12 protein-coding genes are annotated in these 11,709 nt (G+C 63.5%); 5 read left to right on the top strand and 7 right to left on the bottom strand.

Annotation, left to right across the window (positions count from 1 at the left end):
- Positions 1-285 precede the first annotated feature (285 nt).
- From AB4Y35_RS17275 to AB4Y35_RS17265, 3 genes are all read right to left on the bottom strand, one after another.
- On the bottom strand, positions 286-726 hold the full coding sequence (locus tag AB4Y35_RS17275; protein ID WP_368705428.1) for a DUF192 domain-containing protein: 441 nt from the start codon (positions 724-726) through the stop codon (positions 286-288).
- A gap of 310 nt (positions 727-1,036) precedes the next feature.
- The gene (locus AB4Y35_RS17270; RefSeq protein ID WP_028213393.1) at positions 1,037-1,237 is read right to left on the bottom strand and encodes a hypothetical protein; all 201 of its coding nucleotides are present in this window, start codon (positions 1,235-1,237) and stop codon (positions 1,037-1,039) included.
- Positions 1,238-1,581: 344 nt separating this feature from the next.
- Positions 1,582-2,163, bottom strand: a complete 582-nt coding sequence (locus AB4Y35_RS17265) for a pseudouridine synthase (protein ID WP_368705196.1) — start codon at positions 2,161-2,163, stop codon at positions 1,582-1,584.
- Positions 2,164-2,571: 408 nt separating this feature from the next.
- Between AB4Y35_RS17265 and icd the strand changes: the two genes are divergently transcribed.
- Entirely contained in the window at positions 2,572-3,828 is a 1,257-nt protein-coding gene (icd, locus tag AB4Y35_RS17260; RefSeq protein ID WP_368687664.1) for an NADP-dependent isocitrate dehydrogenase, read from the top strand.
- Positions 3,829-3,982: 154 nt separating this feature from the next.
- On the opposite strand, the gene AB4Y35_RS17255 is transcribed toward icd, so the two are convergent.
- Positions 3,983-4,171, bottom strand: coding sequence for a hypothetical protein (locus tag AB4Y35_RS17255; RefSeq protein ID WP_368705195.1), 189 nt, complete (start codon positions 4,169-4,171; stop codon positions 3,983-3,985).
- 2 nt (positions 4,172-4,173) lie between these two features.
- Positions 4,174-4,323, bottom strand: a complete 150-nt coding sequence (locus tag AB4Y35_RS17250; RefSeq protein WP_368705194.1) for a hypothetical protein — start codon at positions 4,321-4,323, stop codon at positions 4,174-4,176.
- 167 nt (positions 4,324-4,490) lie between these two features.
- Here AB4Y35_RS17250 and AB4Y35_RS17245 point away from each other — a divergent pair, with 167 nt between their 5' ends.
- Positions 4,491-6,095, top strand: coding sequence for a multicopper oxidase family protein (locus AB4Y35_RS17245; RefSeq protein ID WP_368705193.1), 1,605 nt, complete (start codon positions 4,491-4,493; stop codon positions 6,093-6,095).
- Positions 6,096-6,174: 79 nt separating this feature from the next.
- Here AB4Y35_RS17245 and cspD read toward each other — a convergent pair whose 3' ends face one another.
- A complete protein-coding gene (gene cspD / locus AB4Y35_RS17240) occupies positions 6,175-6,381 on the bottom strand; it encodes a cold shock domain-containing protein CspD (protein WP_017776809.1) in 207 nt (68 codons plus the stop codon).
- Positions 6,382-6,966: 585 nt separating this feature from the next.
- On the opposite strand from cspD, the gene clpS reads away from it, so the two are divergent.
- The 3 genes from clpS to AB4Y35_RS17225 all read left to right on the top strand — a co-directional run bounded on the left by clpS (position 6,967) and on the right by AB4Y35_RS17225 (position 11,200).
- Positions 6,967-7,281, top strand: a complete 315-nt coding sequence (clpS, locus tag AB4Y35_RS17235; RefSeq protein ID WP_028213389.1) for an ATP-dependent Clp protease adapter ClpS — start codon at positions 6,967-6,969, stop codon at positions 7,279-7,281.
- Positions 7,278-9,569: an ATP-dependent Clp protease ATP-binding subunit ClpA gene (gene clpA, locus AB4Y35_RS17230; RefSeq protein ID WP_069262762.1), complete on the top strand. Its 2,292-nt coding sequence runs from the start codon at positions 7,278-7,280 to the stop codon at positions 9,567-9,569. The genes clpS and clpA overlap by 4 nt, the downstream gene beginning before the upstream one ends.
- 215 nt (positions 9,570-9,784) lie before the next feature.
- Positions 9,785-11,200, top strand: coding sequence for an amino acid permease (locus tag AB4Y35_RS17225; RefSeq protein ID WP_368705192.1), 1,416 nt, complete (start codon positions 9,785-9,787; stop codon positions 11,198-11,200).
- A gap of 54 nt (positions 11,201-11,254) precedes the next feature.
- On the opposite strand, the gene dut is transcribed toward AB4Y35_RS17225, so the two are convergent.
- Positions 11,255-11,701 (bottom strand): dUTP diphosphatase, encoded by a 447-nt coding sequence (dut, locus tag AB4Y35_RS17220; RefSeq protein ID WP_028205273.1) that lies wholly within the window; start codon positions 11,699-11,701, stop codon positions 11,255-11,257.
- Positions 11,702-11,709: the final 8 nt, after the last annotated feature.

The raw sequence follows: 11,709 nt of genomic DNA, 5'->3' as shown, positions 1-11,709 counted from the left end.
GGAAGCTGCCGGGCGGCACGCGGCGCGGCCAGCGCGCGGCCCGATGCGCCGCATGGCGCACGCGTTGGTGGCACGCGCCATGCGGGGGATTTATAGGATAGCGCTTGCGCGGCGGTTTTGCAGGGCGTTTGCCGCGGCGCGGGAAGTGGCGACGGCGCTGCGCAGGGGCGCCAGGCGGCGCGCCGGCGGGCAGGCGGGCGCAAAAAAAGCCGGCGCCGCGTACGTGCGGGGCCGGCTTGAATTTTTGCGCGGCGCGCGAATGGCGCGCGCTGGGTCGCCGCGCGCTTACTGCAGCGGCGGCAGTCCCTGAATCTTCATGCCGGGCTTGATGCCCTTCGCCGTGAACCAGCCCTTCGGCATTTCGAGTGCGAAGACGCCGTTGTTACGCGGGCAGTGGTTGTTGGTCGTTTCGGCCTGCATCTCGTCGATGTCGGTGATCGTGCCGTCGGCGCGAATGAACGCGATCGACAGCGGGATCAGCGTGTTCTTCATCCAGAAGCAGTGCACGGCGTTTTCGCCGAACACGAACAGCATGCCTTCATTGGGCCCGAGCTGCGAGCGGTACATGAGGCCTTGTTCACGGTCCGCGTCGTTGGCGGCGACCGCTGCGTCGATCACGAACATGCCTGCCGTGAGCTTCACGCGCGGAAATTCGCCCGGCTGCTTCGCGCCCGGCGGGATCTGCTGCGCCAGCGCGATGCTCGACGTGGCCGTCGCGGTGAACATGAGCGCCGCGCAGGCGGCCAATGGCAATGCGACGACAAGCGCGCAGCGCACGAAGAACGAGCGCAGGGAAAATCGCACGAGAGACTCCTTGCTGTAGGTTAATCCGCGCATGTTACGCGACCAGGTCAGAGCGGGTCAAAATGCGCGGCGCGGTTCACATCATCGACGTGATGCGGCGAGCGTGCGTGACAAAAAAATGGCTGAAAATCGGGCAGCCAAACAAAAAGGCAGAACGCCTCGCGGCGCTCTGCCTTTCGTCGCGCTGAAGAGCGGCAACGCGTGCCGCGGCTTCATGCGTCTTACAACAAGCTTACTCCGAAGCTGCCGAAGCGGCTTCAGCCTTCGCTGCCTTCTTGTGCGACGACTTCTTGTGTGCCTTCTTGTGCGACGACTTGTGAGCAGCCGAAGCAGCAGCAGCCGGAGCAGCCGAAGCAGCTTCCGGAGCCGAAGCTTGTGCGAATGCAGCCGATGCGAAGAGACCAGCGACCAGAGCAGCGATCAGTTTGTTCATGTTGTGAATCCTCAAGCTTGAGTTGATTAACCAAGTGACCCGGGTTTTGGAGTCAGGTCGGTAAACGTGCCATCCACCTTTCGGTTGACAGTCGCTTTCGACAAATTCACGTGAATTTGATTTCTGCGTCTGCCAGCGGTCGGGACCGTACATTGCTGCGAGGACCCTGAAGGCTGAATGCCGGATAGCTTCTGGAGGCATCTGCGTCGAATAACGCATGGTCTCGCGAGACGGTTGACGCAAACTTTTTATTTGCTTCGTAACGAGACGCGACAGAAAGATGAGGGACGTCCTGCGTGATTCGAAAAAAATCGATCAGCAAGTGAAAAGTGCTTGCACAACAATCACTTGTGTCTGTGAGACGTGTTTTGCCAGGGCGCATTGGTGGGCACGTCGATGCTTTCGCCGGGCGCGAGGCCAAGCGAAAAAATATCGAGCGCGCCGATCGCGACGCGTACGAGTCGCAACGTTGGGTAGCCCACGGCCGCGGTCATGCGTCGCACCTGCCGGTTCTTGCCTTCGCTGATTGCAATCTCCACCCACGTGGTGGGTATCGACGCGCGAAAGCGAATCGGCGGATGACGCGGCCACAAATTTTCGGGCTCAACAATGATTCTTGTTCGACACGGCTGCGTCACGAAGTCACCGAGATCGACGCCGCGTTCGAGCGCGGCAAGCGCTCCCGCATCGGGTTCGCCTTCCACTTGCGCCCAATAGCGCTTCACGAGCTTGCGTTTCGGTTCGGCAATGCGCGCTTGCAAGGCGCCGTCGTCGGTGAGGAGCAGGAGCCCTTCGCTATCGGAGTCGAGCCGGCCCGCGGGATAGACGCCCGGCACCTTCACCCAGTCCGCGAGAGACTGACGGGTTTCGTGCGGCGAAAACTGACAGATCGTGCCGAACGGTTTATTGAGGGCGATCAAGCGCATGACTGGGCGACGGGTACGAATGGATGACTGGCTGGCGCCGAGATCTTAATGCATATTGCGTTTCGCCGATTTCTACGTCTTATATAAGACATAAGATACGAGCGGACCGGATCATCCCATAGTGGCGACGACAACCCACGCGAGGACGCCGCGCGCGCGGGTACGGACATGTTCGCCATGCCGCGCCGCAGCACCGCAAATGGCTTGCCTTGCGCCGGCGTTCGTGTGAAGGGCGCGGCACGCATGCGCGAGGCGTGGGCTAGAATAGCCGCCAGACCCTCACGCCGACGGGCTGTTCGCGCCGCCAGGCAAGCCGCCCGCTCTCGCCGGGCGAACAGGCTTCGCCGCCGCCGCGAGGCGCCGCGCGCCACACCCGCTACCACAGCCTTGCCCTTACTGGAGTCGATCATGCCGTATCAGCACATCGTGGTTCCGACCGGCGGTGAAAAGATCACCGTCAATCCGGACTTCTCGCTCAACGTCTCGGACCAGCCGATCATCCCGTACATCGAAGGCGACGGCACGGGCGTGGACATTACGCCGGTCATGCTGAAAGTGGTCGATGCGGCAGTCGAAAAGGCCTACGGCGGCAAGCGCAAGATTCACTGGATGGAAATCTACGCGGGCGAGAAGGCGACGCGGGTCTACGGTCCCGACGTGTGGCTGCCCGAAGAAACGCTCGACGTCGTGAAGGAATACGTGGTGTCGATCAAGGGGCCGCTCACGACGCCGGTGGGCGGCGGCATCCGCTCGCTCAACGTCGCGCTGCGCCAGCAGCTCGATCTGTACGTGTGCCTGCGTCCGGTGCAGTACTTCAAGGGCGTGCCCTCGCCGGTGCGCGCGCCGGAGAAGGTCAACATGGTCATCTTCCGCGAGAACTCGGAGGACATCTATGCGGGCATCGAATGGCCCGCGGAGTCCGAAGGTGCGAAGAAGCTCATCAGGTTCCTGCGCGAAGAGATGGGCGTGGCGAAGATCCGCTTCCCGGACAGTTCTGGCGTCGGCGTCAAGCCGGTGTCGCGCGAGGGCACGGAGCGTCTCGTGCGCAAGGCGATCCAGTATGCGATCGACAACGAGCGCCGCTCGGTCACGCTCGTGCACAAGGGCAACATCATGAAGTACACCGAAGGCGCGTTCCGCGACTACGGTTATGCGCTCGCGCAGAAGGAGTTCGCAGCGGAACTGATAGACGGCGGCCCGTGGATGAAGATCAAGAATCCGAAGACGGGCGGCGACATCGTGATCAAGGACGTGATCGCCGATGCCTTCCTGCAGCAGATCCTGCTGCGCCCGGCCGAATACGACGTGATCGCCACGCTGAACCTGAACGGCGACTACATTTCCGATGCGCTGGCGGCACAGGTGGGCGGCATCGGTATCGCACCGGGCGCGAATCTTTCGGACTCCGTGGCGATGTTCGAGGCGACTCACGGCACGGCCCCCAAGTATGCGGGCAAGGACTATGTGAATCCGGGCTCCGAAATTCTTTCGGCGGAAATGATGCTGCGTCATCTCGGCTGGTTCGAAGCGGCGAACCTCATCATTGCCTCGATGGAGAAGTCGATTCTGCAGAAGCGCGTGACCTATGACTTCGCGCGTTTGATGGAAGGGGCGACGCAGGTGTCGTGCTCGGGCTTCGGGCAGGTGATGATCGAGAATATGTAGGCGCAAGACGGCTCATCGCCGTCCTGGTGGAAAAAGCCGGCAGACCGCAAGATCTGCCGGTTTTTTTATCCGGCTCGCAGTCAATCCGTCACGATTGGGCGGTCGATCCGACTTCGCTCACCCCGTGCGCTATCATGGCAGCGGTCAATCGAATTCATCCGCAGCTTCGTTCAACGTGCCAGTCGTCTATCGCTTCTTTCTCGTCTGCCTGCTCGCGCTGCTTTCCATGCGCGGCGCGATGGCGTGCGAGCACGCGCAGCACGATGCACTGGCGGCGCACGCTGCACTCACGCCGCACGTTGTCGTCGCCGCCGGCGGTCGTTGCGCCGGGACGAGCACTCACGGTCACGGTTCGCATTCCCCTTGCGGCACGAGTTGCTGCGTCGCGGGCTGCTGCGCGCATTGCAGCGTGCCTTCTGCCGTGACGGCATTCGACGCGCAAACCGGCGCCCGTTCCACGCTTGTCGTGCTTTCCGCAGCCTTGCGCGCCGGCATTACGCACGCGCCTCCTTTGCCTCCTCCAATCGCCTGAGCCGGGCCGCTCGCTCCGGGCGGTGTACTGCGCTCGCGCTTCGCGCGAGCGCAACGAGTTCCGCGCGCACGGCGTGCGTGTTGTCGCGCGCCGCGTGCCCAGGCATGAACGAGGTAGGAGGATTTCATCGATGAAACGAAGAGCATTTCTATCCGGCGCGTTGCGCGCCGCCACCGCGACCCTGTTCGCGCGCCATGCATTCGCACAGAACGCGGGCGATGCGATGCACGGCATGCACGGCATGACGGACATGCCGGCGATGTCGGGCGGCATGATGCACGCGCAAGGGCTGCTTGCGCCTGCCGATGCGTTGCCCGCCGGCGCGCCGCTTGCCGCGCTGCGCACGCTCGCCAATCAGAGCCGCGAGCCAGGCCAGTTTCGCGCGACGCTCGTCGCGCAACCCGCTGCGCGGGCGCTGCTGCCCGGACAGCCGCAAACGGTCTTCTGGCAATACGATGCACTCTCAGCGGCCGAAAACGATGGCCCGGTCATCGGCCCGATGATCGACGTACGCGAGGGCGACACCGTCGAAATCACCTTCGTGAACCGGCTGCCCCAGCCTTCGACGATTCACTGGCACGGCCTGCCCGTGCCGCCCGATCAGGACGGCAATCCATCGAAACCCGTCGCGCCTGGTGCGCAGCATGTTTATCGCTTCACGCTGCCGCCGGGGAGCGCGGGCACCTACTGGTACCACCCGCATCCGCACATGCTGAGTTCGGAGCAGGTGTTCCGAGGGCTGGCAGGGCCCTTCGTCGTCCGGGCCGCCGACGATCCAATCACGGGGTGGCCCGAGCGGCATCTGTTCGTGTCCGACCTGAAGCTCGCGGCGGACGGCACGATTCCCGCGAACGGCATGATGGACTGGATGAACGGCCGCGAAGGTCAGTACGTGCTCGTGAACGGCGCGCGTCAGCCTCACATCGAGGTCGTGCGCGACGAGCGCTGGCGCGTCTGGAATGGCTGTAACGCGCGCTATCTGCAACTCGCCTTCGACGACGGCCGCGCGTTCACGCAGGTGGGCACCGACGGCGGGCTGCTGGGCGCGCCGCGCGAGGGCGTGACCTCGCTGTTGCTCGCGCCGGGCGAACGCGCGGAGCTGATCGTGCGCGTGGGGCAGGGCGCCTCGCGTGCGTCGCTGATTGCCGCGCAATACGATCGTCGCAAGATGGCGATGACGCACGGCAGCTTGCCTGCTGGGCCATCGCTGATCCTCGCGAGGGTTGGCTTCGCACCGGCAGGCGCGACACAAACGGCGCTGCCGGCGCGCCTGCGCGAAATTGCGCCGCTCATTTCGTCAGGTTCCCTAACGGTCCCGAAACAGAGCGTGCTGTTCAGCGAGGCGATGGACATGAAAGCGATGCACGCACCGGGCGCGTCCGCGCAGCCCATGCCGCGCGGTATGCAGTTCATGGTGAACGGAGCGGTATTCGATCCGGCGCGCGTGACGCTGACGAGTCGGCGCGGCGAAGTCGAGCACTGGACGATTGCAAACGGCACGGACATGGATCATCCGTTTCATCTGCACGGTACGCAATTTCAGGTGCTGGCGCGCGAGCGTGGCGGTGTGCGCAAGGAGGAGGATCTGCTGGCTTGGCGCGACACAGTGAACGTGCGGCCCGGTGAAACGGTGCACATCGCCACCGTCCAGCACGAGGCGGGCGATCGCATGTTTCATTGCCATATCCTCGAGCACGAGGATCTCGGCATGATGGGTACGTTGCGCGTGAGCTAGCACGCGAACGTTAAAAAACCATTACACCAAAAAGAAACCCGGCCGAAGCCGGGTTTCCAAGGTACGGGTACCGAACAGATCAGGCTGCTGCCTGAATGTTCGATGCCTGTTTACCCTTCGGGCCTTGCACGACCTCGAAGCTCACCTTCTGCCCTTCTTTGAGGGTCTTGAAGCCATTCATTTGAATAGCCGAAAAGTGAGCGAACAGGTCCTCACCGCCTTCATCCGGCGTAATGAACCCGAAACCCTTCGCGTCGTTGAACCACTTGACCGTACCGGTTGCCATACCAACTTCCCCTGTAACTCATGTCACTACCACGAGCAGTTCGAAAAGCTAAACGATCGCGGTGCGATCGCCCCCTCCTCACAAGCTCACCAACGGCATTTTTTCGAATTTAAGGCGGTTGAAAAAAGTGCCAGCTTGATTGTTGAGGGTCTTTAATCTGCTGTCAAGAATATTTTGAGACGCTCCTTGACACGTTGTAAAGAGCGCATTTCCAGGGTTTTTCCTGCTTTTCGCCGACGCTGAGCACCGGTGCATAAAGCAGGTGCAGGAGAGCGTCTTGAAAAATCGCGCAGGTGACGCATATGCGATGCACCGCACCATGGAATCTGACACTGAGCGTGCGGGCGCCTACAGTCGCTTCCCACGGCAACGTCAAGGTTGTGCGATACTCGATTCAACGGTGGCGTGAAAGCTGCTGAGAGCAGGATTGTGTACCGGCCCCGCAGCCGGTCCAAGGGATCGGGGCCGGGCCAGGGCGCATGAATTGCTTGCAGCGGGTCGCAGGTCGGGAGCGCCGGGTTCACCGGCCGGCCGGTCAGGTTACGGCAGGATTGCGGGCCTGTCCGAGTTGTTTAGAATGGGTGTATGGCGATTATCCCGGACAAGCAGGATTCAACCGTACTGGAGCGGCAGGAGCAAAAGGTCAAACCGCCCTCCATGTACAAGGTCGTGCTAATGAATGACGACTACACGCCGATGGAATTCGTCGTGATGGTCGTGCAGGAATATTTCAATAAGGACCGCGAGACCGCAACGCAGATCATGTTGAAGGTCCATCGCGAGGGCAGGGGTGTTTGTGGGGTCTATACGCGGGACATCGCGTCGACCAAGGTTGAGCAAGTCGTTACCCACGCACGGCAGGCCGGGCATCCGCTGCAGTGTGTGATGGAGGAAGCATGATTGCCCAGGAACTGGAAGTCAGCCTGCACATGGCGTTCATGGAAGCACGTCAGGCGCGGCACGAGTTCATAACGGTCGAGCATCTGCTGCTGGCGCTGTTGGACAATCCAACAGCGGCGGAAGTGCTGCGCGCGTGTGCCGCCAATATCGAAGACCTGCGACAGAACCTGCGCAACTTCATTCACGACAATACCCCTACGGTTCCCGGCACGGATGACGTCGATACGCAGCCGACGCTCGGGTTCCAGCGCGTGATCCAGCGCGCGATCATGCACGTTCAGTCCACTTCCAACGGCAAGAAGGAAGTGACGGGCGCGAACGTGCTGGTCGCCATCTTTGGCGAGAAGGACTCGCACGCGGTGTACTACCTGCAGCAGCAGGGCGTCACGCGTCTGGATGTCGTGAATTTCATTTCGCACGGTATCGCGAAGACGGGCAGCGGCGAAGCCGCCAAGGCCAGCGACGCGAATGCCGAAGCCGAAGACGCCGCCGGCCAGAAGGAAACCCCGCTCGCCCAGTTCACGCAGAACCTGAACCAGATGGCGAAGGACGGCCGGATCGATCCGCTCATCGGTCGCGAACTGGAAGTGGAGCGCGTGGTGCAGGTGCTGTGCCGCCGCCGCAAGAACAATCCGCTGCTCGTGGGCGAGGCCGGTGTCGGCAAGACCGCGATCGCGGAAGGGCTCGCCTGGCGCATTACGCGCGGCGAAGTCCCGGACATTCTCGCGGATGCCCAGGTCTACTCGCTCGACATGGGCGCGCTGCTGGCGGGCACGAAATATCGCGGCGACTTCGAGCAACGCCTCAAAACGGTGCTGAAAGAACTGAAAGAGCGTCCGCACGCCATTCTGTTCATCGACGAAATTCATACGCTGATCGGCGCGGGCGCCGCGTCGGGCGGCACGCTCGATGCATCGAACCTGCTCAAGCCGGCGCTCTCGTCGGGCACGCTCAAGTGCATCGGCGCGACGACGTTCACGGAATACCGCGGCATCTTCGAGAAGGACGCGGCGCTGTCGCGGCGCTTCCAGAAGGTCGACGTGGTCGAGCCGACCGTCGAGCAAACCGTGGCGATCCTGCGCGGTCTGAAGTCGCGCTTCGAAGAGCACCACGGCGTGAAGTATTCGTCGGGCGCGCTGAACGCGGCCGCTGAACTGTCGGCGCGCTTCATCACCGACCGTCACTTGCCCGACAAGGCAATCGACGTGATCGACGAAGCGGGCGCGGCCCAGCGCATCCTGCCGAAGTCGAAGCAGAAGAAGACCATCGGCAAGAGCGAGATCGAGGAAATCATCTCGAAGATCGCGCGCGTGCCGGCGCAAAGCGTGTCGCAGGACGATCGCAGCAAGCTGCAGACGCTCGACCGCGATCTCAAGGCCGTGGTGTTCGGCCAGGATCCGGCCATCGACGCGCTTTCGGCTTCGATCAAGATGGCGCGCGCGGGGCTCGGCAAGACGGACAAGCCGATCGGCTCGTTCCTGTTCTCGGGCCCGACCGGCGTCGGCAAGACCGAAGTGGCGCGCCAGCTCGCGTTCACGCTCGGCATCGAGCTGATCCGCTTCGACATGTCCGAGTACATGGAGCGCCATGCGGTGAGCCGTCTGATCGGCGCGCCGCCGGGCTACGTCGGGTTCGACCAGGGCGGTCTGCTCACCGAAGCCGTCACGAAGAAGCCGCACTGCGTGCTGCTGCTCGACGAAATCGAGAAGGCGCACCCGGACATCTTCAACGTGCTGCTGCAGGTGATGGACCACGGCACGCTGACCGACAACAACGGCCGCAAGGCGGATTTCCGCAACGTCATCATCATCATGACGACGAACGCGGGCGCCGAGGCGATGAACAAGTCGACGATCGGCTTCACGACCCGGCGCGAGCAGGGCGACGAGCTGGCCGACATCAAGCGCCTGTTCACGCCCGAGTTCCGCAACCGGCTCGATCAGACGATCAGCTTCCGTGCGCTCGATGAGGAAATCATCATGCGCGTGGTCGACAAGTTCCTCATGCAACTGGAAGACCAACTGCACGAGAAGAAGGTCGACGCGGTCTTCACCGACGCGCTGCGCAAGCATCTGGCCAAGCACGGCTTCGACCCGCTCATGGGCGCGCGGCCGATGCAGCGCCTGATCCAGGACACGATCCGCCGTGCGCTCGCCGACGAACTGCTGTTCGGCAAGCTCATGAACGGCGGCCGCGTGACCGTGGACGTCGATGCGGAAGACAAGGTCCAGCTCACGTTCGACGAGCAGCCGGCGCCGCGCAATCCGGAAGCGGTGGAAGTGGAGTAAGCGACACCGCACACGGCTTCAAGGCAAGACGGCGCAGTCCGAAAGGACTGCGCCGTTTTCTTTTGTGCTGTGGCAGGTCCAGGCGTTGCGCCGTGACGCGCGGGCGCGCCGGCCGTCTGCCGGCAATCAGCCGGTAAAATGCGCGTTTGTCCGCCGTCGGCGTTTTCTTGATGCGCAGCGCTCAGTAGCGTCTCGCGCGAAGCAGGGGTGTAACAGTGGTACCACGTAAATCGGGCGCGTTCGAAGCCATCGTCGAGCGCGAACAGGGGCTGCGTCAGGGCTTGTCCGCCGGGCAGATGACGATGATCGCCATTGGCGGCGCAGTCGGCACCGGGCTCTTTCTCGGCAGCGGCTTCGCGATCTCCTTCGCCGGACCCGGCGTGCTCATTTCCTACGCGATCGGCGCGCTGATCGCCTTGCTGCTGATGGGCGCGCTCGCCGAGATGACCGTCGCGCATCCGGTATCGGGCTCGTTCGGCGCGTACGCCGAGCACTACATCGGGCCGCTCGCCGGCTTCGTCGTGCGCTATGCGTACTGGTCGGCGTATGTGCTGGCGGTGGGCACCGAGGTCGCCGCAATCGCCGTCTACATGAAATTCTGGTTTCCCCACGTGCCGGGGCTCTACTGGATCGTCGGATTTTCAGCAGCGCTGATCGTTGTGAACGCAATGAGTGTGCGCGCGTACGGCACCATCGAATATCTGTTTTCGAGCCTCAAGATCGCGGCCATCGTCGCGTTCATCTTGCTGGGCGCATGGTTCGTGTGGCGCGCGCCAGCCGGCTCCGGCGTGGGCTTCGCGAACTACACGTCGCACGGCGGCCTGCTGCCGCGAGGCTGGTGGGGCGTGTGGGTGGGGACGATCGTCTCGCTCTTCAGCTATCTGGGCGTGGAGACGATCGCCGTGGCGGCCGCCGAGGCGCAGGACCCGCAGCGCGCCGTCACGCGCGCGTTTCGCGCGACCGTGCTGCGCCTCGTGCTGTTCTACCTGCTCACGCTCGCGCTCATGCTCGCCATCGTGCCGTGGACCGAAGCGGGCGGCAACGAGAGCCCGTTCGTGAAGGTCATGGCCGCAACCGGCGTGCCTTACGCGGCGGGCGCGATCAACTTCATCGTGCTCGTGGCGGCGCTCTCGGCCATGAACAGCCAGCTCTACATCACCACGCGCATGATGTTCAGCCTCTCGCGCGCGGGTTATGCGCCCGCGGCGTTCGGACGTCTCACGCGCCACGGCGTGCCGACGGCGGCGCTTTCGCTGTCCACCATCGGCATTGCGGTGGCGGCCGTGCTCAACGCGCTCTGGCCGCAGGCAGCGTTCACGCTGATGATGTCGATCGCCATGTTCGGCGCGATGTTCACGTGGTTCATGATCTTCGTCACGCAGATCTTTTTCCGCGTGCGCCAGGCGCGCGAAGGCGCCGCGCCGCTCGCGTTCCGCATGTGGGGGTTCCCGTTCACGAGCGTGCTGGGCGCGCTGCTGATGCTCGGCATTCTCGCTGGCACGGCCTTCACGCGCGAATTCCGCATGACGCTGGCCTATGGCCTCGCGTTTCTCGCGGTGCTCGTGGTGGTGTACGCGCTCTGGTACCGCCGGCGTCCCGGCGCCGCGCAGCGAACCGAAGCTTCCGTCTAAACGCAAAAAAGCACGCCGAGGCGTGCTTTTTTGTTGCCGGCGCAACCGCCTGGCTCAGTGCTTGCCCGTGCTGCCGAAGCCGCCCGCGCCGCGCTCGCTCGCCTCGAAGTCGTCGACGATGTTGAACTGCGCCTGCACGACCGGCACGATCACGAGCTGTGCGAGGCGCTCGAGCGGGTTGAGCGTGAAGGTGGTGTGGCCGCGGTTCCAGGTCGAAATCATCAGTTCGCCCTGGTAGTCCGAGTCGATCAGGCCGACCAGATTGCCGAGCACGATGCCGTGCTTGTGGCCGAGGCCCGAGCGCGGCAGGATCAGCGCCGCGTAGCCGGGGTCGGCCACGTGGATGGCGAGGCCCGTCGGCACGAGCTTCGTTTCGCCCGGTTCGAGCGTGATCGGCGCGTCGAGGCACGCGCGCAGGTCGAGGCCGGCGCTGCCCGGCGTGGCGTAATGGGGCAGCTGGTCGCGCATGCGCTCGTTCAGGATCTTGATGTCGATTTTCATGAAGTCAG

Source organism: Paraburkholderia sp. EG286A (assembly GCF_040965375.1).
Classification (GTDB): domain Bacteria; phylum Pseudomonadota; class Gammaproteobacteria; order Burkholderiales; family Burkholderiaceae; genus Paraburkholderia.
This window is presented reverse-complemented; position numbering and strand designations above follow the sequence as displayed.